The sequence below is a fragment of the Streptomyces sp. NPDC058812 genome (assembly GCF_042744565.1).
GTDB lineage: Bacteria > Actinomycetota > Actinomycetes > Streptomycetales > Streptomycetaceae > Streptomyces > Streptomyces thinghirensis.
This window is the reverse complement of sequence record NZ_JBHYOB010000007.1, coordinates 346,434-368,768: the sequence shown is the minus strand read 5'-3', so window position 1 is coordinate 368,768 and position 22,335 is coordinate 346,434. Positions and strand designations below refer to the sequence as shown.

At 71.6% G+C, this 22,335-nt stretch carries 19 protein-coding genes; 12 read left to right on the top strand and 7 right to left on the bottom strand.

The genetic code is table 11. The features are described from left to right. Positions 1–140 precede the first annotated feature (140 nt). Complete coding sequence (locus ACFW48_RS17535) at positions 141–1,115, top strand: acyl-ACP desaturase (protein WP_386315569.1); 975 nt, start codon at positions 141–143, stop codon at positions 1,113–1,115. A 128-nt stretch (positions 1,116–1,243) separates the two neighbouring features. Here the strand turns inward: ACFW48_RS17535 and ACFW48_RS17530 are convergent, their stop codons facing one another. Next, the gene (locus ACFW48_RS17530; RefSeq protein WP_386315567.1) at positions 1,244–1,489 is read right to left on the bottom strand and encodes a WhiB family transcriptional regulator; all 246 of its coding nucleotides are present in this window, start codon (positions 1,487–1,489) and stop codon (positions 1,244–1,246) included. Between the two features lie 192 nt (positions 1,490–1,681). Here ACFW48_RS17530 and ACFW48_RS17525 point away from each other — a divergent pair, with 192 nt between their 5' ends. Next, on the top strand, positions 1,682–2,467 hold the full coding sequence (locus ACFW48_RS17525; protein ID WP_386315566.1) for a VOC family protein: 786 nt from the start codon (positions 1,682–1,684) through the stop codon (positions 2,465–2,467). A gap of 106 nt (positions 2,468–2,573) precedes the next feature. On the opposite strand, the gene ACFW48_RS17520 is transcribed toward ACFW48_RS17525, so the two are convergent. Both ACFW48_RS17520 and ACFW48_RS17515 read right to left on the bottom strand, forming a co-directional pair. After that, the gene (locus tag ACFW48_RS17520; RefSeq protein ID WP_386315564.1) at positions 2,574–3,632 is read right to left on the bottom strand and encodes a LacI family DNA-binding transcriptional regulator; all 1,059 of its coding nucleotides are present in this window, start codon (positions 3,630–3,632) and stop codon (positions 2,574–2,576) included. A 175-nt stretch (positions 3,633–3,807) separates the two neighbouring features. Further along, positions 3,808–4,854 carry a multicopper oxidase domain-containing protein gene (locus tag ACFW48_RS17515; protein WP_386315562.1) on the bottom strand — a complete coding sequence of 349 codons (1,047 nt, stop codon included), beginning with the start codon at positions 4,852–4,854 and terminating at the stop codon, positions 3,808–3,810. A gap of 199 nt (positions 4,855–5,053) precedes the next feature. On the opposite strand from ACFW48_RS17515, the gene ACFW48_RS17510 reads away from it, so the two are divergent. Next, a complete protein-coding gene (locus ACFW48_RS17510) occupies positions 5,054–7,531 on the top strand; it encodes a ThuA domain-containing protein (RefSeq protein ID WP_386315560.1) in 2,478 nt (825 codons plus the stop codon). Between the two features lie 14 nt (positions 7,532–7,545). Next, entirely contained in the window at positions 7,546–9,741 is a 2,196-nt protein-coding gene (locus ACFW48_RS17505; RefSeq protein ID WP_386315691.1) for an OmpL47-type beta-barrel domain-containing protein, read from the top strand. 1 nt (position 9,742) lies between these two features. On the opposite strand, the gene ligD is transcribed toward ACFW48_RS17505, so the two are convergent. Continuing rightward, complete coding sequence (ligD, locus tag ACFW48_RS17500; RefSeq protein ID WP_386315558.1) at positions 9,743–10,771, bottom strand: non-homologous end-joining DNA ligase; 1,029 nt, start codon at positions 10,769–10,771, stop codon at positions 9,743–9,745. A gap of 151 nt (positions 10,772–10,922) precedes the next feature. After that, on the bottom strand, positions 10,923–12,617 hold the full coding sequence (locus ACFW48_RS17495; RefSeq protein ID WP_386315556.1) for a TlrC/CarA/OleB/SrmB family ABC-F type ribosomal protection protein: 1,695 nt from the start codon (positions 12,615–12,617) through the stop codon (positions 10,923–10,925). A 187-nt stretch (positions 12,618–12,804) separates the two neighbouring features. On the opposite strand from ACFW48_RS17495, the gene ACFW48_RS17490 reads away from it, so the two are divergent. Further along, positions 12,805–13,872 carry an ATP-dependent DNA ligase gene (locus ACFW48_RS17490; RefSeq protein WP_386315554.1) on the top strand — a complete coding sequence of 356 codons (1,068 nt, stop codon included), beginning with the start codon at positions 12,805–12,807 and terminating at the stop codon, positions 13,870–13,872. A gap of 37 nt (positions 13,873–13,909) precedes the next feature. Here the strand turns inward: ACFW48_RS17490 and ACFW48_RS17485 are convergent, their stop codons facing one another. Continuing rightward, positions 13,910–15,100 (bottom strand): zinc-dependent alcohol dehydrogenase, encoded by a 1,191-nt coding sequence (locus ACFW48_RS17485; protein WP_386315553.1) that lies wholly within the window; start codon positions 15,098–15,100, stop codon positions 13,910–13,912. Positions 15,101–15,311: 211 nt separating this feature from the next. Between ACFW48_RS17485 and ACFW48_RS17480 the strand changes: the two genes are divergently transcribed. After that, positions 15,312–16,313, top strand: coding sequence for a DUF3048 domain-containing protein (locus ACFW48_RS17480; protein ID WP_386315551.1), 1,002 nt, complete (start codon positions 15,312–15,314; stop codon positions 16,311–16,313). Here the strand turns inward: ACFW48_RS17480 and ACFW48_RS17475 are convergent, their stop codons facing one another. Further along, positions 16,314–16,778: a MarR family winged helix-turn-helix transcriptional regulator gene (locus ACFW48_RS17475; protein WP_386315689.1), complete on the bottom strand. Its 465-nt coding sequence runs from the start codon at positions 16,776–16,778 to the stop codon at positions 16,314–16,316. Between the two features lie 223 nt (positions 16,779–17,001). Here ACFW48_RS17475 and ACFW48_RS17470 point away from each other — a divergent pair, with 223 nt between their 5' ends. Genes ACFW48_RS17470 through pcaB form a run of 6 tightly spaced genes read left to right on the top strand, consistent with a single transcriptional unit; the run spans position 17,002 to position 22,333 of the window. Further along, on the top strand, positions 17,002–17,757 hold the full coding sequence (locus ACFW48_RS17470) for a CoA transferase subunit A (RefSeq protein WP_386315550.1): 756 nt from the start codon (positions 17,002–17,004) through the stop codon (positions 17,755–17,757). Beyond that, positions 17,757–18,401 (top strand): CoA transferase subunit B, encoded by a 645-nt coding sequence (locus ACFW48_RS17465; RefSeq protein WP_386315548.1) that lies wholly within the window; start codon positions 17,757–17,759, stop codon positions 18,399–18,401. The genes ACFW48_RS17470 and ACFW48_RS17465 overlap by 1 nt, the downstream gene beginning before the upstream one ends. Further along, on the top strand, positions 18,398–19,600 hold the full coding sequence (locus ACFW48_RS17460) for a thiolase family protein (protein ID WP_386315546.1): 1,203 nt from the start codon (positions 18,398–18,400) through the stop codon (positions 19,598–19,600). The genes ACFW48_RS17465 and ACFW48_RS17460 overlap by 4 nt, the downstream gene beginning before the upstream one ends. 23 nt (positions 19,601–19,623) lie before the next feature. Then, the gene (gene pcaH / locus ACFW48_RS17455) at positions 19,624–20,397 is read left to right on the top strand and encodes a protocatechuate 3,4-dioxygenase subunit beta (protein ID WP_386315544.1); all 774 of its coding nucleotides are present in this window, start codon (positions 19,624–19,626) and stop codon (positions 20,395–20,397) included. Between the two features lie 5 nt (positions 20,398–20,402). After that, positions 20,403–21,008, top strand: coding sequence for a protocatechuate 3,4-dioxygenase subunit alpha (gene pcaG / locus ACFW48_RS17450; protein WP_386315542.1), 606 nt, complete (start codon positions 20,403–20,405; stop codon positions 21,006–21,008). Then, positions 21,005–22,333, top strand: coding sequence for a 3-carboxy-cis,cis-muconate cycloisomerase (pcaB, locus tag ACFW48_RS17445; RefSeq protein WP_386315540.1), 1,329 nt, complete (start codon positions 21,005–21,007; stop codon positions 22,331–22,333). Before pcaG ends, pcaB begins: the two co-directional genes overlap by 4 nt. Positions 22,334–22,335 lie beyond the last annotated feature (2 nt).

Sequence of the window (22,335 nt, the reverse complement as noted above, 5' to 3'; positions counted from 1 at the left end):
ACGGCAGCTGATCAGGGGCCTTTACAGTGCGTTTAACCTACGGTCTCGTAACCTACGGTTTCGTAGCCTACGATCCCGTAGGTTCCCCGGCACCGCTCGCCGGGCGCTTTCCGCTCTGTCGTACGTCCCCTGGAGTTTCTGTGACGATCGTCTCCCCGCACCTCGGCAGTTCCGCCGAATGGACCGACGCCCGGCTGCTGTACGCGCTGGAGGAAGTGGTCGAGACCGAACTCAACCGGCACCTGAAGGTCACCAAGGACTGGATGCCGCACGAGTACGTGCCCTGGAGCGACGGCCGCAACTTCCCCGGCTTCTTCGAGGACGGCGAGGCCTGGGAGAAGGGCCAGTCGAAGGTCACCGAGATCGGCCGGATCGCCCTGGTGGTGAACCTCCTGACGGAGGACAACCTCCCGAGCTACCACCACGAGATCGCGAGCCTCTTCGGCCGGGACGGCGCCTGGGGCACCTGGGTGCACCGCTGGACCGCGGAGGAGGGCAGGCACGGCATCGTGATGCGCGACTACCTGCTCGCCTCGCGCGCGGTCGACCCGGACAAGCTCGAGCAGTTCCGCATGGCCCACATGAGTGAGGGCTTCGAGTCGGACAACCGGCACTCGATGCTGCACTCGGTGGCCTACGTCGCCTTCCAGGAGCTGGCCACCCGCATCTCGCACCGCAACACGGGCCACCAGTCCGGCGACCCGGTCTGCGACCGCATGCTGGCCCGCATCGCGACCGACGAGAACCTGCACATGGTCTTCTACCGCAACCTGCTCAAGGCGGCCTTCGAGCTGGCGCCCGACCTGACGATGCAGGCGGTGCGGGACGTGGTCGTGAACTTCCGGATGCCCGGTCACGGCATGCCCGGCTTCGAGCGGGCCGCCGCGCAGATGGCGATCGGCGAGGTCTACAACCTGCGCATCCACCACGACGACGTGATCCAGCCGGTGCTGCGCTTCCTGAAGGTCATGGAGATCGACGGACTCGGCCCCGAGGGACAGGCGGCCCAGGAGGAGCTGGGGCTGTACATGGGCGGGCTGGACGCCGAGGCGTCCAAGTTCGACGAGAAGCTGGCGGCGCGCAAGGCGCGGATGGCGGCGCGGGCGGCGGGCTGACCCGCTACCCGTCCGCCGTCGTCGGGTCGGGGCCGCGTCCCGTGCGTCGTGCGTCGCCCACCGGGTGGCGGCGCGTGACGCGCGGCCGGTAGCACCGGGTGCGGGCGGGGCGGTTCGCAGGGCCGGGATCAGTGCGCGGTGCGCCGCAGTGCCAGCCGCTCCTTCTCCGACAGCCCGCCCCAGACGCCGAAGCGCTCGTCGTTGCTCAGCGCGTACTCCAGGCAGGCCGAGCGGATCGGGCACAGGGCGCAGATCCGCTTGGCGTCCCGTACCGAACTGCCGGGCTCGGGGAAGAAGAAGTCCGCCCCGGTCTGTGCGCACAACGCCTCCTCCTGCCAGGCGAGGTCGGGCGTCGTGATCATCTCGATGTGCATGGACAGCAGCGTGCCGGACGGTGAAAAACGTTCGATCAACGCGGGATCAACGCCGCGCCGGCGGACCTGTGGCCGACCCCCGATGGTCCTCCGCTCCGTGCGGGGACGCACGGCGGCGCGCGGGAGCGGTTGTCAGCGGCGGGTGGAAGACTCGGCAGTGCAGGCAACGGGACCCTTCCGAGGAGGGCGATGATGCTCACCACCCGTTTCGTCACCGGCGCTCCGAACTGGATCGACGTCGGCGCATCCGACATCGGCGGCGCCGCTTCCTTCTACGGTGGCCTCTTCGGCTGGCGCTTCCGGTCGGCGGGGCCCGAGGCCGGCGGCTACGGCTTCTTCGAGCTGGACGGCCGGATCGTGGCCGGCGGCATGCGGACGACGCCGGAGCAGGGCCCGTCGTCCTGGACGGTGTACTTCCAGACCCCGGACGCGGAGGCCGCCGCCAAGGCCTCCGAGCAGGCCCGGGGCGGTGTGCCCATGCGGCCCATGGACGTGATGGACCAGGGCACCATGGCGATCCTCGCCGACCGGGCCGGGGTGCCGTTCGGCGTCTGGCAGCCGCGGCGGCTGGGCGGCCTGACCGTGGCCGGCGAGACCGGCGCGCTGTGCTGGGTCGAGCTGTACACGGCGGACATCGCGGCCGCCGCCGCGTACTACCGGGCGGTGCTGGGACTGGAGACCTCGGCCGTCTCCTTCCCCGGCGGCACCTACACCTGCGTCAATCCGGCGGGCGAGGGCGAGGAGAGCATGTTCGGCGGCGTCGTTCCGCTCGCCGACGACCCTCTGGAGACGGACGGCCACTGGCTGCCGTACTTCGCGGTCGACGACACGGACGCCGCGGTCGCCCGGACCCGGGAGCTGGGCGGCACCGTGCGGATGCCCGCGACGGACATCGAGGGCGTCGGACGCCTCGCCCGCCTCGCCGACCCGTGCGGCGCCCGGTTCGCGGTACTCAGGCCGATGCCGCCGCAGGCGTAGGGCCTGTCCGGCGGATCGGGTCGGGGGCCTTGGACGCGTCTGCCCGGCGGATCGGGACGCGGACCAGCCCGGGGTGTCCCCCCGGCCTCGATCTCCCCATTCCTTCTCAGGTGGTCGCGCGTCGGACCAGGGTCGTCGGCAGGACGACGCTGGAGGGCGTGTCCGGCCCGGTCGCCGCGTCCGCCGCGGAGTTCCCCGCCCCGGCGCCGCGGTCCAGGCCGCGCAGCAGCAGGCGGGCCATCAGCCGGCCCATCTCCTCGATGTCCTGACGGACCGTGGTCAGCGGCGGGTCGGTCTGCTCGGCGACGGGCAGCATGTCGTCGAAGCCGACCACGGCAACGTCGTCCGGCACCCGCCGCCCGCGCTCGCGCAGCACCCGCAGGGCGCCCGCCGCGGTGAGGTCGTTGGCCGCGAACACGGCGTCCAGGTCCGGGCATCGGTCGAGCAGTTCCCGCATCGCCCGCTCGCCGCCGCCCGGGGTGAAGTCCCCGCGCGCGATCAGCCCCGGGTCGGCGTCGGCTTGGACGTCGCGGAAGCCGGCGAGCCGGTCGGCCGCGGACGTCTGGTCGAGCGGGCCGGTGATGTGCGCGATGCGGGTGCGGCCGAGAGCCGCCAGGTGGCGGACGGCGTCGCGGGCGCCGCCGCGGTTGTCACTGTCCACGTAGACCACGTCGTCCCGGCCGTCGTCCCAGCCGGGGCGCCCGCCGAACACGGTCGGCACGCCGGCGCTGCGGACGAGGCCGGGCAGCGGGTCGTCGAGGTGCAGGGAGAAGACGAGCGCACCGTCGACGTGGCCGCCGGCCAGGTAGCGGCCGACCCGGGCATGGTCCTCGCGGCCCTCCGTGAGCAGCAGTACGAGCTGGTTGTCGTGGGCCGTCAGTTCCTTGCTGATGCCGCGGAGTTGCTGGGCGAAGTAGGGGTCGGCGAAGATCCGGGTCTCCGGTTCGGCGGCGACGACGGCGACCGCGTCATGGCGTCGCGTCACCAGGCTGCGGGCGGCCTGGTTGGGGACGTAGCCGAGTTCCTCCACCGCACGCCGGACCCGCTCGGCCAGCGCTTCCCGCACCCCGTGCGCCCCGTTCACCACCCGGGACACGGTGGCCCGCGAGACCCCGGCGCGCTCGGCCACGGCCTCCAGCGTGGGACGCGGCGCGGTCTCGGTCACGGGCACTCCTCCTCGGCGACTGCGGCTCAGGATAGCGGCAGGCCGTCGGGCAGGAGAGCGCGGGAGAGAGCGCTCTCGGCGCCCCGGATCCGCTTGCGCGGGGCGCCGGTGCGGCGTCAGGATCGGCGTATGTTCATGAGGAAGGCTCATGACGCCTGATCGGGTCGCCGTCCCCTCAGTGCTGGTGCGCGGGGGCCTCCTCCCCGGTCGCGGCCTCCTCCCCGGTCGCGGCCTCCTCCCCGGTCGCGGTCTCCGGCCCGTGCGCGTGCTCGTGCGGGTCGTAGCCGGGGATCGTGCCGTCCGCCTTCTTCACCAGGAACAGGCCCACCATCCCCATGTCGGAATGGCTCTGCACATGGCAGTGGTACATCCATGCCCCGGCGCCCACCCCCTCCCCCGCGATGATCTGGAAGCCGAAGGAGTCCGCCGGACCGGTGATCTTGTTGTCGATGACCTGGCTCGGGTCGTCGGGCCCGGTGAGCATGCCGGTGCGGTTGTCCGCCCAGCGGTGACCGTGCATGTGGAAGGTGTGGTAATACTCGCCGTGCGTAATCATGACGATCTCGACGCGGTCGCCCACGGTGGCCTCGAAGTTCGGCCCGGTGTGGGGCTTCCGGTTGTTGATGAGCATGTCGTTGAAGACGATCGTGTGCGTGGCGTCCGGCAGCACGTCGCCCTTGCGGCGCACGATCACCGGCCCGTACAGGCCCTTGCGGATGCCGCCGCTGCCGTGTTCCGTGCCGACGACGTGGTCGTGGTAGTGCCAGTAGCCCGCGCTGCCCGCCCGCCAGGTGCCGTCGCCGCGGCGGCCGGGCTTGTGGGTGCGCCACGTGTAGGTGCGGGTGCCGCCGGGCTCGACGTCGCTCTTGTTCATCGCCGTGCCGTCGCTGGAGATCTCGTAGTCCAGGCCGTGGACGTGCAGACTCGCCCGTACGTCCATCGTGTTCGTGAACTCGATGTGCAGCGTGTCGCCCTCGTTCAGTTCGATCAGCGGACCGGGGATGGACGCCTTGCCCTTCTCGAAGCCGTAGCCCATCTGACCGTCGGGCAGCTTCTCGGCGTACATCTTGATGTGTCTCACCTCGCCCCCGGCCGGTGCCGTCTTCGCGGTGACCCTCTGGGCCGCGCCGGCCGCGCCCGCGGTCTCCGGAGCGATGGACAACGATGTCGCGACAGCCGCGCCGCCCAGCAGTACCCGTCGATTGAAGCCTCGCCTGTCCATGCCGAACTCCCCACGTTGATAAGGAATTTGCGGAGACGTAGCCGTGATTGGCCGTGATGAACCTGTGGGACGGTACCGGCTGCGGCCGCGTTTATCCACACTCAGGACAAAGTTCGTTCGATCCCGGTCATACCTATTGGCGAACCATGCAAAGAGGTCTAACTTCCTTGGCGCTGCTGCCGTGACCGAGGAGGTGCCCATGCCCTTAAGAGGGTTGAGCGCGAGAAGAAGAGGCTGGGCGGCGTTCGCGACCGCCGGTTTCGTCGCCGCGGGACTGTTGGCGGGCCCCACCGCCAGTGCGCGACCGGCGCCGGACCCGTCCCTGACAACGATGTCGATCAAGTCGCCGCCCGGCGGCGCCAACGTACGTGTGCTGATCTTCTACGGTTCCGCCGCGGCCGGGGACGAGTCCCCGGTCGTGAACGCCGGGATCGCGGCCATCGAGCGGATCGGGCTGTCCGGCCCGGCGAAGGAGCGCTTCAAGGTCGAGGCCACGGACAACGCCTCGGTGTTCACCAATGAGAAGAGGCTCGGCCGCTTCAACGCGGTCGTGTTCCTCACCGGCGGTGGTGACGTCCTCGATCCGGCGCAGGAGGCGGGTCTGGAGGCGTACATGGAGGCCGGTGGCGGGTTCGTCGGCATCCACGACGCGGCCCGCGCGGAGCCGTACTCGGACTGGTTCACCGGTCTGGTCGGCGCCCGCCCGGCCGCCTCCAGCCCGACCAAGGTCCAGCGGGCCACCGTCGAGGTCGGCGACCGGCGCCATCCGGCCGCCAAGGACCTGCCGGTGCAGTGGAAGCGGCCCGACCAGTGGATGAACTGGGTGGAGAACCCGTCCGGCGACGTGCACACCGTGGCCCGGGTGCGCGAGTCGACGTACCAGGCCGGTGCGAGCGCCAACGGCTGGGACCACCCGGTCAGCTGGTGCCGGGACTACGACGGCGGCCGGTCGTTCTACACCGGCATGGGCGGCACGGTGTCGTCGTACGACGAGACCGATTTCCGCGCCCATCTGCGCGGCGCCCTCATGTGGACGACCCGCCTGGCGCAGGCCGACTGCAAGGCGACCATCGACGGCAACTACAAGGCCGAGCGGCTCACCGAGCCCAACCAGCCCGGCCGGAACGACCAGATCGGCGAGCCGCACGGCCTGGTCACCGCGCCCGACGGCCGCGTGTTCTACATCGGCCGCGGCGGTGCGGACTCCTCCCAGCCCGTGGTCACCGACTGGAACGACCCGGACATCGGCAAGGGCAAGGGCGAGATCCACGTCTGGGACCCGAAGACCGACAAGGTCACGCTCGCCGGTGAACTGACCGTCTTCGGCAACAAGGGCGGCGGCGACGAGCTGACCAAGGTCGAGGAGGGCCTGCTCGGCATCGAGCTGGACCCGCGGTTCGAGCAGAACGGCTGGGTGTACCTGCACTACACGCCGCACTCCGAGATCAACCGCGAGACGCACATGGCCGAGCGCCGGGTCTCCCGTTTCACGCTCGACCAGGCGACCGACAAGCTGGACCTGGGCAGCGAGAAGGTGCTGCTCAAGTGGCCGGTGCAGATCCACAGTTGCTGTCATGCGGGTGGCGGGATGGCCTGGGACTCCAAGGGCAACCTGTACATCGCGACGGGTGACAACAACTCCAGCGGATTCAGCGGCGGTTACTCGGGCAACAACCCGGAGCCCAACTTCAAGGGCGTGTCCTTCGCCGACGCGCGCCGCACCGCCGGCAACACCAACAACCTCAACGGCAAGATCCTGCGCATCCACCCGGAGCCGGACGGGACGTACACACTCCCCGAGGGCAATCTCTTCACCGGCGAGGAGACCGCCGAGGGCGGCGGCAAGACGCGCGGTGAGATCTACGTGATGGGCGTCCGCAACCCGGCACGCATCTCCGTCGACCAGAAGACCGACACCCTCTACGCCGGCTGGGTCGGCCCGGACGCCGGCTCTCCGTCGCCGACGTGGGGTCCGGCGAAGTACGACACGTTCGCCGCGATCACCGAGGCGGGCAACCGGGGATGGCCGTACTGCATGGGCAACAAGCAGCCGTACCGGGACCGGAACCTGCCGGACCCGTCGAAGCCGCTGGGCTGGTACGACTGCGACGCCCCGAAGAACGAGTCGCCGAACAACGACGGCCTGGTCAACCTGCCGCCGGTGACCGGCAACAACATCTGGTACTCGCCGCAGGGCGGCGGCCCCGACTTCCCGCGCGACGAGAACGGGATCCCGTCGTACAAGCAGGAGGAGGCCACCTACAAGCTGCCCTGGCTCAAGGGCGGCGGCCAGGCCGCGATGAACGGCCCGGTCTACCGCTACGACGCCGACAGCACCAGCGAGACCAAGTGGCCCGCGTACTGGGACGGCAAGTGGTTCGTCGGTGACTTCTACGACTCGGACCAGCCGCGCAACGCGGTGCTGATGGACCCGAAGACGCAAGGGGACGGCGGTCTCCCGGTGCACTCGGAGTCGCTGAAGAAGATCGTGCCGGTCGGCAACGACGGCATCAAGAACCTGATGGGCTGGAAGTTCGGCCCGGACGGCGCGCTGTACGTCCTCGACTACGGCCGCGGCTTCTTCACCTCGGACTCCAAGTCGGCGCTGTGGCGGGTCACCTACGAGGGCGGTGGGCCGACACCGGCCGCCGGACAGCTGGCGAGGGGGTCTGAGTGATACGTCGACGAAGAATGTGGGCGGCCCTGTTGGCCGGCCTGCTGATGACGCTCGGTCTGCAGGCGACGTCCGCGTCCGGGCAGCCGGCGGCGGAGACCGAGGCCGCCGCGGACCAGGTCCTCACCTGGACCGCCGGCAACGACATCGCCAAGTACACGTCCGCGCCCGAGACGGCGGTGGCCGGTCCGGCCACGATCGTCTTCGAGAACAGTGAGGCGACCGGCAACACCACCGGCATGCCGCACACGCTGACGTTCATGACCAGCGACCCCGAGTACAACCAGGACGTCCAGCTGAACATCCTGGCCAACCCGGGCGACGACCAGGGCGGCAAGCACACCGCCGAGGTCACCCTCACCCCCGGCCGCTACATGTACCACTGCACGATCCCCGGCCACGGGGAGATGAAGGGCGTGCTCGTGGTGACCGAGGGCGGCGGTGGCGAGGACACCACGGCGCCCGAGACGTCGGCGGACGTGGGCGGCACGCAGAACGCCGACGGCCAGTACGTCGGGACGGCGAGCGTGACGCTCGGCGCCACCGACGAGGGCGGCTCCGGCGTCGACCGGATCGAGTACGCGATCGGTGCCGACGGAGCCTGGCAGCCGTACACCACGCCGGTCGTCGTCGACCAGGTCGGTGACCACACGGTGCGCTACCGGGCGTTCGACAAGGCGGGCAACGCCGCCGCCGAGAAGAGCGTGACGTTCACCGTGGTCGCCCCGGACAGCGACGACACGACCGCGCCGGAGACCTCGGCGACGGTCAGCGGTGAGAGGGCCTCCGACGATCCCGACGGCGCGTACATCGACATGGCGACGGTGACCGTCACCGCCTCCGACACCGGTTCCGGCGTCAACACCATCGAGTACGCGGTCGGTGACGGCGCCTGGCAGGCGTACACCGCGCCCGTGATGGTGCACGAGGTCGGCGAGCACACCGTGCGCTACCGCGCGACCGACAAGGCGGGCAACGTCGCGGCGGAGAAGAGCGTCGCCTTCACCGTCGTCGCCGCTCCCCCGCAGGACACCGCCCCGCCGGTGACCGGCGCGACCGTGGAGGGCACCAAGGACTCCGACGGCGCGTACGTCGGCAGCGCGAAGGTGACCGTCAGCGCCACCGACGAGGGCGGCTCCGGCGTGGCCGGCGTGGAGTACTCGCTCGACGCCGGGCCGTACCTCGCGTACACCGAGCCGGTGGTCGTCGACCGCGTCGGACGGCACACCGTGGCGTACCGGGCGAGTGACCGGGCCGGCAACACCTCCGAGCCGCTGACCGTGAGCTTCACGGTGGTGGCGGGCGAGGTGCCGGCGCCGCCCTGCCCGGAGTACGACGAACGCCTCACGGTGATCGTCGGCACGGTCGACACGGGTGTGCCGAACCGGGTCACGAACAACCGGTGCCGGATCAACGAGATGATCGAGGACGAGAAGGAGTGGACGTCCCAGCAGCTCTTCCTGAAGCACGTGCGGGAGGTCATGGACGCCCTCCTGGACGAGGGGGTCGTCGACCGGCGGGAGTACCGGGCGATCAACAAGGCAGCCCGGCAGTCGAAGATCGGCGCTCCGGGTCAGACCGAGGGCTACCGCACGATCCTCGACGGCACCCAGGCGTCGTTCGCGAAGTGGGAGCAGGTGGGCGGTGGTTCGTTCGCGCTCAACCCGGACGGCACCATCACCTCCGGCACCACGAAGCCGGGCCTCGGCATGCTGTGGTTCCCCGAGCGCAAGTACGGCGACTTCTCGCTGAAGCTCCAGTGGCGTGACGACGCCCCGGGCACCGGAAACGCCAACTCCGGTGTCTTCGTGCGGTTCCCGCAGGTCCACGACCACCCGGAGGAGTCGCGGCCGGAGTGGGTCGCCATCAAGTACGGGCACGAGATCCAGGAGTTCGACAGCCCCAGTGGCGACATGTACAAGACCGGCTCGGTCTACGGCTTCGACCGGGTGGGTCTCGCCGGGGCCGGTGTGACGGAGAAGGGCACCTGGAACGACTACGAGATCCGCGTGGTCGACCAGCACTACTCCGTCTACCGCAACGGCGTGCTGATCAACGAGTTCGACAACATCGGCGGCCAGGACTTCACCCCGCCGCGCTCGGACGACCCGGGCACGGACGGGCGGCGGTTCGCCTCCGGCTACATCGGACTCCAGGTGCACGGCACGACGGACGTGGTCTCGTACCGGGACGTCCGGATCAAGGAGTTGTAGTTCAGCTCTCCTGACGAGGGCGCGGCTTCTTCGCGCGGCTCGGCTGTACCCGGCTGGGTTCCCCCGGCATCTTCGGATACTCGGGCGGGTACGGCAGATCACCGAGCCCGTGGTCGTGCTCGTCCTTCGTCGCCAGTTCCAGCAGGGCGTCGAGGGAGTACGCCTGATCGTCCATGCCCGCGTGCACGTCGCCGAGTTCGGCGAAGCGCGCGGGCATGGTCGTGATGTCGAAGTCCTGCGGGTGCGCGACGCCCACCTCGTCCCAGCGCAGCGGTGCGGAGACGGGGGCGTGCGGGCGGGGGCGCACTGAGTAGGCGGAGGCGATGGTGCGGTCGCGGGCGGTCTGGTTGTAGTCGATGAAGATGCGCTCGCCGCGCTCCTCCTTCCACCACTTGATGGTCACCTGCTCGGGCATCCGCCGTTCCATCTCGCGTCCGACGGCGATGGCGGCTCGCCTGACCTGGGTGAAGGTCCAGCGTGGCTCGATCGGCACGAAGACGTGGATGCCGCGCCCGCCGGAGGTCTTGGGCCAGCCGCGCAGGCCGCCGAACTCCTCCAGTACCGCACGCAGTTCGTGGGCGGCGCGGGCGGCGTCGTCGTAGTCGGTGCCGGGCTGCGGGTCGAGGTCGATGCGCAGTTCGTCGGGGTGGTCGACGTCGTCGCGGCGCACCGGCCAGGGATGGAAGGTGAGGGTGCCGTACTGGGCGGCCCACAGCACCGCGGCCTCCTCGGTGGGGCACATCTCGTCGGCGCTGCGTCCGCTGGGGAAGGTGATGTGGGCGGTGGGGATCCAGTCGGGCATGCCCTTGGGCGCGCGCTTCTGGTAGAACCACTCGCCGGTGACGCCGTCCGGGTAGCGCTGAAGGGTGGTCGGCCGGTCGCGCAGGGCGCGCAGGATGCCGGGGGCGACCGCCTGGTAGTACCGGGCCACGTCGAGCTTGGTGTAGCCGTGCTCCGGGAAGAAGACCTTGCCCGGGCTGGACAGCCGCACGGTCCGTCCGCCCGCTTCCAGTTCCACCGCTTCCGCCATGCGAGCCACGGTAGGCGCACCGCCGGTACCTCGCACATCAGCGACGGCCCGCCCGGGTCCGCGCTCTCGAACCCACGTTCCCGGGCGGTACCGCGTCCGGCGCGGTCACCGGCACTCGGCCGGCTTCCTGCCGCCGTGCCGCGCCCCCGTCCTACTCGGCCGGCCTCCCGTTGCTCATCCGGACCAGGCGGCCGGTGAAGCGCCGGGCGACCATGCGGTCGTGGGAGACCATCACCAGCGCGCCCCGGTAGTGGTGCAGGGCTTCCTCGAAGTCCTCCACGAGCGCGGGCGAGAGGTGGTTCGTCGGCTCGTCCAGCAGCAGCAGGTCCACCGGAGCGAGCAGCAGACGGGCCAGTGCCAGTCGGCGCAGCTGCCCGGTCGACAGGTCACCGACCGCCGTCGTCAGGTCGGGCGGCCGGAACAGGCCGAAGCCCAGCAGAGCGCCGCGGTGGTCCTCGGGGACGCCGGGCTGTCCAGCGGCGAAGGCGGCCAGCAGGGTCCGCCGCGGGTCGGTGATCGCGGTCTCCTGGGGCAGCCAGCCGATGCGGTCCGGCCGCGCGCACGTGCCCCGGTCGGGGCGCAGATCGCCGGCGAGGACGCGCAGCAGCGTGCTCTTGCCGGCGCCGTTCGCCCCGGTGACCAGGATGCGCTCGCCGGGTTCGACGGTGAAGCCGGGCAGGTCGAGCCGGTCGCCGACGACGACACGGTGGAGATCGGCGACCGGTCCCTGGTGACCGGCCTCGCCACCCGCGACCCGGGCACCGAAGCGCAAGGGCTCCGGGGGCCGCGGCACCGGGTTCTCCTCCAGGCGCCGTACCCGCTCCTTCGCCTGCCGGACTCGCGCGGAGATCTGCTTCTCCACGTTGCGCTGGTGGCGCTGGTTGTCGCGGTCGGCGTTGGACCCGCTCCGGGGTCCGGCGGCCATGGTGTCGGCGGCGCGGCGGGCCAGGGCGCGCTGCTCCGCCAACTCCCGCTGCCAGTCGGCGTACTCCTGTTCCCAGCGACGCCGGGCGCCCGCCTTGGCCCGGAGGTACCCCGCGTAGCCGCCGCCGTGCCGGTGGACGGTGCGGCGCTCGCCGTCCACCTCCCACAGGGCGGTGGCGACGCGTTCCAGGAAGAGTCGGTCGTGGGAGACCGCCAGCACGCTGCCCCGGTGGGAGCGCAGACGCTCCTCCAGCCACTCCACGGCCGGGACGTCGAGATGGTTGGTCGGCTCGTCGAGCAGCAGCAGTTGCGGTGCGGCCGCCAGCAGGCAGGCCAGGCCCAGGCGGGCCTGCTCGCCGCCGGAGAGGCTGCCGAGCCGCCGGTCGGGCGCGATGCGCTGCAGACCCAGCCCGTGCATGGCCGCCTCGACACGGGCGTCGGCCGCGTAGCCGTCCCGGGCCTCGAACGCCTCCAGCAGCTCCCCGTACGTGGCGAGCAGCCCGTCGAGTTCGTCGCGGCCGGCCTCCGCCAGCGCCTGCTCGGCCCGGCGCAGTTCTCGCTCCAGGGCGCGCAGGTCGGCGAGGGCGTGGTCGACGGCGTCCTGGACGGTGTCGTCCGGGGGGAGGTCGGGGGTCTGCGGCAGGTATCCGGCGCCGCCCGGGGAATGGACGCGGATCCGGCCCGCGTCGGGCCGGTCGAGGCCGGCCAGCAGGCGCAGCAGTGTCGACTTGCCGGTGCCGTTCTCGCCGATGACGCCGATGCGCTCGCCGAGGGACACCGACTGGTGCACGCCGTCCAGCAGCGGCCGGCCTCCGGGCGCGCGGACGACGTCGTCCAGGACGACCTGGAACGAGCCCGGGCCGGGCCCGGACGTGGAAGGGGTTGTGGGGCAGGTGAGGGCGTCAGAAGTACGCCGGTGCATGGGTGATCCGCCATATCGGAAGACGTGAACAGGGCCGATACGGAGCGGGCAGCCGGAATCACGCCGCTTGCGCGCGGCGGCATCGGCGCCCGGACTCCCGGGGCGGTATCAGATGTAGAAGTAGTAGAACCTGATCACGCGTCCAGCTTAACAGGCGAGGAATCCGAGCCGCTCATACAGTCGGATCATGGATCTGCCCGTGATGCCGCCCGTGAAGCCGATGCTCGCCAAGTCCGTGGCGAAGATCCCGCCGGGCATGCACTACGAGGCGAAGTGGGACGGGTTCCGGTCGATCGTGTTCCGCGACGGTGCCGAGGTCGAACTCGGCAGCCGTACCGGCAAGCCGCTGACCAGGTACTTCCCGGAGCTGGTGGAGGCGGTGCGGGAACGGTTGCCCGAGCGGTGCGTGGTGGACGGGGAGATCGTGATCGCACGGGAGGGGCACCTCGACTTCGACGCGCTCACCGAGCGGATTCATCCGGCGGACTCCCGGGTGCGGATGCTGGCCGGGAAGACGCCGGCCTCGCTCGTGGCCTTCGATCTGCTGGCGCTGGACGACGATTCCCTGCTCGACGTGCCACTGGCCGACCGGCGGGCACTGCTGGTCCGGACGCTGTCCGAGGTGACGCCGCCCGTGCACGTGGCACCGGCCACGGACGACATCGAGGTGGCCCGGCAGTGGTTCGAGCAGTACGAGGGGGCGGGACTGGACGGAGTCGTCGCCAAGCCGCTCGACCTGCGGTACCGCCAGGACGAGCGGGCCATGTACAAGATCAAGCACGAGCGCACGGCGGACGTGGTCGTCGCCGGCTACCGCCTCCACAAGAGCGGCCCCGTGGTCGGCTCACTGCTCCTCGGCCTCTACGACGACCAGGGCGTCCTCCAGCACGTGGGGGTGAGCGCGGCCTTCACCATGAAGCGGCGCGCCGAACTGGTGGAGGAGCTGAAGCCGTTGCGCATGGACGACGCCCGGGGCCATCCGTGGGCCGCCTGGGCCGAGGAGTCGGCGCACGAATCGGCCCGGCTGCCCGGCGCCCCCAGCCGCTGGTCGGGCAAGAAGGACCTGTCCTGGGTGCCGCTCAGGCCGGAGCGGGTCGTCGAGGTGGCGTACGACCACATGGAGAACGGGGCGCGCTTCCGGCACACGGCCCGCTTCCGCCGCTGGCGCCCGGACCGGGCACCCGAGAGCTGCACGTACGCCCAGCTGGAGGAGCCGGTCCGCTACGACCTGGCGGAGATCCTCGGCGGGCCCTGACGAGGGCTCCCGAGGTCTTACGGCTTCCCCCAGGGCCTCACGGCTTCATCAGGACCTTGACCGCGCCGTCCTGCTTCTTCTGGAACATCTCGTACGCGTGCGGCGCGTCCGTCAGCGGCACCCGGTGGGTGGCGAAGTCGTCGACGCCGAGCGGGTCCTCGTCCGTCAGGAAGGGGATGATCTCGTCGCTCCAGCGGCGTACGTTCGCCTGCCCCATCCGCATCTGGATCTGCTTGTCGAACAGGGTGAGCATCGGCATCGGGTCGGCCATGCCGCCGTACACGCCGGACAGCGAGATGGTGCCGCCGCGGCGCACCAGTTCGATGGCGGTGTACAGGGCGGCGAGCCGGTCGACGCTGAAGCGCTCGGCCAGCGGGCCGCCGATGGCCCGGGGCAGCATCGCCGAGGCCTGCTGGGCGAGCTTGGCGGCGGCGCTGCCGTGCGCCTCGGTGCCGACCGCGTCGATCACGGCGTCGGGTCCGCGGCCGTCGGTCTCGTCCTGGATCGCCGCGACGAGTTCCTTCTCGTTGTCGAAGGAGCGCAGGTCGTACGTCTCCACGCCCCGCTCGCGGGCCCGCCGCAGCCGCTCCGGCACGAGGTCCACGCCGAACACCCGTCCGGCGCCCTTGACCTGGGCGACCCGGCAGGCCATGTCGCCGATCGGGCCGAGGCCGAGCACGGCGACGCTGCCGCCCTGGGGGACGCCTGCGTAGGTGACCGCCTGCCAGGCGGTGGGCAGGACGTCGGAGAGGTAGACGAAGCGGTCGTCGGCCGGCCCCTCCGGCACCTTGATGGGGCCGTACTGGGCCTGCGGCACGCGCAGGTACTCGGCCTGTCCACCGGGGACGGCGCCGTACAGGCGGGTGTAGCCGAACAGCGGGGCGCCCATGCCCTCGCCGGTGACCTGGGTGGTCTCGCACTGGGTCGGCAGTCCGGTGCCGCACATGAAGCAGTGCCCGCACGCGATCTGGAACGGCACCACGACCCGGTCGCCGGGCCGCAGACCGGTCACCTCGGAGCCGACCTCCTCCACGATGCCCATGGGCTCGTGGCCGAGGATGTCGCCCGGTGTCATGAACGGGGTGAGCACCTCGTACAGGTGCAGGTCGGAGCCGCACAGCCCGGAGGACGTGACCCGGATGACCGCGTCCGTCGGTTCCTGGATCCTCGGGTCGGGCACCTCCTCCACCCGCACGTCCCGCTTGCCCTGCCACGTCACTGCCTTCATCGCCTCGCGCTCCCTCCGTCGCCCGTGCCCGTCGGTCTTGCGTGGCGGCCGGGTACCCGGGGCTCCCGCCACCGAACCGCCGCCCGGTTTCGGCCGAACAGCGGATTCTGTGCCGCTTTCCGTGCGCCGTACCAGATTCGATCAGGTATGGCAATAAATGCTTCAAGAAGCGCACAATCAATGACACGGGACGGGCGGACGGGTGGTCGGAATGCGACGAGGGACGCACAGGCGGCGCGGCGCCGCACTGCTGACCGCGGTGGTGGCGGTCTCGCTGGCCGCGGGCTGCACCGCGGGACCCGGTGCGAAGGAGGACGGGCGGGCGCCGCAGCCGGAGCGGACGCACCGTGCGGACGGCTCCGGCTCGGTGCTCGCCGTGAAGGTCGACAACGTGCGGGCGGCCCGGCCGCAGACGGGCCTTGACACCGCGGACGTCGTCTACGCGGAACCGGTGGAGGCCGGGCTGAGCCGCCTGATGGCGATCTACGCGACCGAGTTGCCCGAGAGGGTGGGTCCGGTGCGCAGCGCCCGTGAGTCCGACCTGGAGCTGCTGCGCCAGTTCGACCGGCCGACGCTGGCCTTCTCCGGCGCGCAGAGCAAGCTGCTGCCGCTCATCGACGAGGCGCCCCTGCGCGCGGAGCCGCCGGGCGAGGGGTCCGACGCCTACGTCCGCGACGACGACCGGCCCGCCCCGCACAACCTCTACCTGCGGCCCGGCCGGCTGCTGCCGGAACCCGCGGGCGCCGACGCCCTGGCCACGGGCTTCCACTACGGCGAGGCTCCCGAGGGCGGCCGGTCGGTGTCCTCGCGCACGGTGCGCTACCCGTCGGCGTCCTTCGGCTTCACCTGGTCCGAGAGCGGTGACCGCTGGCTGGTCTCCATGGACGGCGCCCCCGCCCGGACGGCCGACGGCGGACGCCTGGCACCGGCGACGGTCGTCGTGCAGCACGTGACCGTGCGCGAGTCGGACTTCGGCGACTTCCGCGGCAACAACTCACCGTACGTGGAGTCGGTGGGCTCGGGACGGGCCGAGGTGCTGCGCGACGGGCGCTCGTACGACGCGGCCTGGAAGCGCGGCACGGCGGCGGACGGCACGTCGTTCACCACCGAGGACGGCACGGCGCTGAACTTCGCCGAGGGCCAGGTGTGGGTGGTGTTCGTCGATACGACGAAGGCCGACACGACGAAGGCCGACACGACGAAGGCGCGCTGATCAGCTCGGGGCCACCGCCGGCTCGGCCGGGTTGCGGAGCCCTTCGGCGGCGTCCGCGACCCGGCGGATCAGGTCGAAGAAGACGGCCTGCTCGTCGACGGAGAGCGGGGCGAGGAAGACCTGGTTCATCCGGGCCGTCCGCACGGTCAGCTTGCGGTGGACGCGCAGGCCTTCGTCGGTCGCGCGCAGCAGGAAACGACGGCCGTCCTGCGGGTCGCGGACCTTGTCCAGCAGCCCGCGACGGCCGAGCCGGCTGATCACCTCGGCGATGGTGGACCGGTCCAGCCCCACCCGCTCCCCCACCGTGCGCTGATCCAGACCCGGCTCGGCGACCAGCGCATTGAGGACCGCGAACTGCGGCGAGGTGGTCTCCTCCGAGACCATCGTGTTCCACAGCAGGTAGTGCGCCTGCTGCAGCCGCCGGGCCAGGTGCCCGGGGTGGGTGGTCAGGTCGACCGCGGCCATCTGCGCTCCTGTGGTCATTTCCATCGGTGCACTGACGATACATCGGGCGCACGGCGACTGTCCGCAGTCCCATCAGGCGATTCACCTCGCACTTTGTGAGGTCTTGACGCCCCGGCCGTCCGGTGGCAGCGTGTGGGAAACCTCGCTGAAATACTCAGTGCCCTGACTAATTCGCGGATTGAGTCCGCGATCCGGGGCGCCTGGAAGAGATGGGGCTTCTCGGATGGACAAGGTGGTGGCCACGGCCGGTGAGGCGGTGGCCGACGTGCCGGACGGCGCATCGCTGGCGGTGGGTGGTTTCGGGCTGAGCGGTGTGCCGAACGTGCTGATCCAGGCGCTGTACGAGCGCGGGACCGACGAGCTGTCGGTGGTCTCCAACAACTGCGGGGCGATGGACTCGGGGCTGGCGGTTCTGCTGGCCGCGGGACGGATCGCCCGGGTGACCGGGTCCTACATCGGGGCGAACAAGGAGTTCGCCCGGCAGTACCTGGGCGGCGAGCTGGAGGTGGAGATGATCCCGCAGGGCACGCTGGCCGAGCGGCTGCGGGCCGGCGGAGCCGGGATCCCCGCCTTCTACACCCCGGCCGGGGTGGGCACGCAGGTCGCCGACGGCGGGCTGCCGTGGCGTTACGACGGTTCCGGCGGCGTCGCGCTGACCTCGCCGCCGAAGGAGGTCCGCGAGTTCGACGGAGCGCGGTACGTGCTGGAGCGCGGTATCCGTACCGACTTCGCACTCGTCCGGGCGGCGAAGGGGGACCGGCACGGGAACCTGGTGTTCGCGAAGTCGTCCCGGAACTTCAACCCCCTCGCGGCGATGGCCGGGCGGGTCACCGTCGCCGAGGTGGAGGAGCTGGTCGAGCCCGGCGAGATCGACCCGGACGCGGTGCACCTGCCGGGGATCTTCGTGCAGCGGGTCGTCGCGCTGACGGCGGAGCAGGCGGCGGACAAGAGGATCGAGCGGCGGACGGTGAGTTCCTGATGGCCTGGACGCGTGAACAGATGGCCGCACGGGCGGCCCGGGAACTGCGGGACGGGCAGTACGTCAACCTCGGCATCGGCCTGCCCACGCTGATCCCGAACTACCTCCCACCGGACGTGGAGGTGACGCTGGAGTCCGAGAACGGGATCCTGGGCACCGGCCGCTATCCGACCGAGGCGGAGGTCGACCCCGACCTGATCAACGCCGGCAAGGAGACCGTGACGGTCCTGCCGGGCGCCTCCTTCTTCGACTCGGCGCTGTCCTTCGGCATGATCCGGGGCGGGCACATCGACGTCGCCGTGCTGGGGGCCATGCAGGTCTCGGCCGGCGGCGACCTGGCGAACTGGGCGATCCCGGGCAAGATGATCACCGGGATCGGCGGGGCGATGGACCTCGTCCACGGTGCCCGCACCGTCATCGTGGTGATGACCCACACCGCCAAGGACGGCTCACCCAAGATCCTCCAGGAGTGCGCGCTGCCGCTCACGGGCAAGGCGTGCGTGGACCGGGTCATCACCGACCTGGGCGTCCTCGACGTGACCGACGACGGCCTGCTCCTGGTCGAGACCGCGCCCGGGGTGAGCCTCGACGAGATCACCGCCAAGACCGATGCCAAGCTCGTCATCGCGGAGGGACTCAAGTGAAGGACGTCTACGTCGTCGACGCGGTCCGCACCCCGTTCGGCAAGTACAACGGCTCCCTGGCGGGCGTACGCCCGGACGACCTGGCCGCCCACGCGATCCGGGAACTCCTCGCCCGCACGCCCGATCTGGATCCGGCCCGGGTCGAGGACGTGTACTTCGGCAACGCCAACGGCGCCGGCGAGGAGAACCGCAACGTCGCCCGCATGGCCGCCCTCCTGGCCGGCCTGCCCACCACCGTCCCCGGCGTGACCGTGAACAGGCTGTGCGCCTCCGGCCTCGAAGCGGTGATCCAGGCCGCGCGGGCCATCGCCGTCGGCGACGCGTCGATCGCCCTCGCGGGCGGGGTGGAGTCGATGACCCGGGCGCCGTACGTGCTGCCCAAGTCGGACCGGCCCTTCCCGGCCGGGCACACCGAGCTGTACTCGACCACGCTGGGCTGGCGCATGGTCAATCCGAGGATGGACCCGCAGTGGACCATCCCCCTCGGCGAGTCGGCCGAACTCATCGCCGACAAGCACAAGATCACCCGCGAGCAGCAGGACGAGTACGCCCTCACCTCCCACCTCAAGGCCGCCCGCGCCCAGGCCGACGGCCTGTTCGACGGCGAACTCGCGCCCGTCCCGGTGCCGCGGCGCAAGGGCGACCCGGTCGACTTCGCCGCCGACGAGTGCGTGCGCCCGACCGCCTCCCTGGAGGCCATGGCCAGGCTGAAGCCGTCCTTCCGCACCACCGACGGCACGGTCACCGCCGGGAACGCCTCGCCGCTCAACGACGGCGCCGCGGCCCTCCTCCTCGTGGACGAGGAGGGCCTGAAGGCCACCGGCCGCGAACCCCTCGCACGCATCTCCGCCACCGGTGTCTCCGCGACCGACCCGCACTACTTCGGCCTCGCCCCCGTCGAAGCCGTGGGCCGCGCCCTCGCCAAGGCCGGCAGGACCTTCGCCGACCTCGACGTCCTCGAACTCAACGAGGCCTTCGCCGCCCAGGTGCTGGGCTGCGTCGCCGAGTGGCCCGAGTTCGACCCCGCGATCCTCAATCCCCAGGGCGGCGCCATCGCGCTGGGCCACCCGCTGGGCGCCTCCGGTGCCCGCCTCGCCGGCACCGTCGCCCACCAGCTCGCCCGCAAGGGCGGCGGCACCGGTGTCGCCACCCTCTGCATCGGCGTCGGCCAGGGCCTCGCCCTGGTCCTCGACCGCTAGTCACGTCACCCACGGGAAACCCCATGACTCTCACTCAGCACGACATCGACGCGGAGATCGCGGCCGAGCACGCCGCGTACGAGAAGCGGATCGCCGACGGCGCGCCCGTCGAGCACCATCCGCGCCGCGACTACACCCCGTACCGCTCCTCGGTGCTGCGCCACCCGAAGCAGCCGCCGGTCGCCATCGACGTCACCAAGGACCCGGAGCTGGTGGAGTTGTCCTCCCCCGCCTTCGGGGAGCGGGACATCACCGAGATCGACAACGACCTGACCCGGCAGCACACCGGGGAGCCGGTCGGCGAACGCATCACCGTCTCCGGCCGACTGCTCGACCGCGACGGCAAGCCCGTGCGCGGCCAGCTCGTCGAGATCTGGCAGGCGAACTCGGCCGGGCGCTACGCCCACCAGCGCGAGCAGCACGACGCGCCGCTGGACCCGAACTTCACCGGCGTCGGCCGCACCCTCTCCGACGACGACGGCTTCTACCGCTTCACCACCGTGCAGCCGGGCCCCTACCCGTGGCGCAACCACGTCAACGCCTGGCGCCCGGCCCACATCCACTTCTCGGTGTTCGGCTCGGCGTTCACCCAGCGGCTCGTGACGCAGATGTACTTCCCGAACGACCCGCTCTTCCCGTACGACCCGATCCTGCAGTCCGTGACCGACGACGCGGCGCGGCAGCGGCTGATAGCGACGTACGACCACAGCCTGTCCGTGCCCGAGTTCTCGCTCGGCTACCACTGGGACATCGTGCTCGACGGCCCGAACGCCACCTGGATCGAAGAAGGACGCTGACCGCCATGACGAAGATCGACACCAGCGGCCCGGAGACCGTGCTGCCCACGCCTTCGCACACGGTCGGCCCGTTCTACGGCTACGCGCTGCCCTTCCGCGGCGGCGAGGACATCGCGCCCGCGGGTCATCCGGACACGATCACCGTGCACGGGTACGTGTACGACGGCGAGGGCAACCCGCTGCCGGACGCGCTCCTGGAGGTGTGGGGGCCGGACCCCGACGGCAAGCTGCCGACCGCCGACGGCTCGATGCGGCGCGATCCGGCGTCCGGCGGCTTCCTCGGGCGCAACGGCGTGGAGTTCACCGGCTTCGGCCGCATCCAGACCGACGCGAACGGCCACTGGTACGCGCGGACGCTGCGGCCCGGGGCACGCGGAGCCGGCGCGCCGCACGTCAGCGTGTGCGTGTTCGCACGCGGCCTGCTCGTGCACCTGTTCACCCGGATCTACCTGCCGGGTGACGAGGCGGTGCTCGCCGCCGACCCGCTGCTGTCCCGGGTGGACGCGGAGCGCCGCGACACGCTGATCGCCGCGGAGGAGGGCAGCGGGACGTACCGTTTCGACATCCGCCTTCAGGGCGAAGGCGAGACGGTCTTCCTGGAGTTCCAGTGACATCAGCTGCCGACACTGGCCTGCTCGCCCCCGGGTGGGCGGGCTCGCCGGCCGCCGACGCGACCGACGACCGCGCCCAGTTGCGGGCGCTGCTCGACGCGGAGGCGGCCCTGACCCGGGCCCAGGCCGGGCTGGGGCTCGCCCCCGCCGAGGCGGCGGCCGCGGTGACCGAGGCGGCCGACCCGGCCCGTTTCGACGTGCGCTCCCTGGCCGAGCGCGCCCGCGGTGGCGGGAACCCGGTCATCCCGCTGGTGGCCGACCTGACGAAGGCGGTCGGCGAGGAGTACGGGCCGTACGTCCACCGGGGCGCGACCAGCCAGGACATCCTGGATACGGCGACGATGCTGGTCGCCGCCCGCACCCTGGGCCTGCTCCTCCCCGACCTCGGCCGCACGGAGCGGGCGCTGGCCCGGCTGGCCGCCGAGCACCGGGACACGGCGATGCCGGGCCGGACGCTCACCCAGCACGCCGTGCCGACCACTTTCGGGCTGAAGGCGGCCGGCTGGCGCACGCTGGTCCTCGACGCGCGGGACCGGATCGTCACCGTACGCGACACGCTGCCCGCCCAACTCGGCGGTGCTGCGGGCACCTTGGCCGCCTTCGGGGCGTACGGCGCGACCGACCCCGCCGAGCTGCCGGCGGCGTACGCCCGTGAACTCGGTCTGCGGGCGCCCGCGTTGCCCTGGCACACGCTGCGCACCCCGGTCGCCGACCTGGCCGGCTGCCTCGCCTTCGCCGCCGGGGCGCTCGGGAAGATCGCCGCGGACGTACTGACGCTGTCCCGCACCGAGCTGGGCGAGGTCGCCGAGGGCAGCGGCGGCGGCTCGTCGGCGATGCCGCACAAGGCCAATCCCGTACGGGCCACCCTCATCGCGTCGGCCGCCCGGCGCGCGCCGCAGCTCGCGGCCACGTTGTACGGCTCGCTGGTCGCCGAGGACGAGCGGCCGGCCGGGGCCTGGCACGCCGAGTGGGAGCCGCTGCGCGACCTGCTGCGGCTGGCCGGCGGCGCCGCCCGCGACGCCGCCGAACTGACCGAGGGGCTGCGCGTGCGTCCGGACGCGATGCGTGCGCACCTCGGCCTCACGCACGGACTGATCGTGTCCGAGCGACTCTCCGCCGAGCTGGCGCCGCTGCTCGGGCGGGCCCGTGCCAAGGAGCTGCTCACCGAACTCGCCGAGCGGACGTACGCCGAGGACCGCGATCTTGGCGAACTGCTCGCCGAGGTACCGGAGTTGTCCGGGCTCGACCTCGGCCCTCTGACCGACCCCACCCGTTACACCGGCTCCGCCGGAGCCCTGACCGACCGCGCTCTGGAGCGACGTTGACC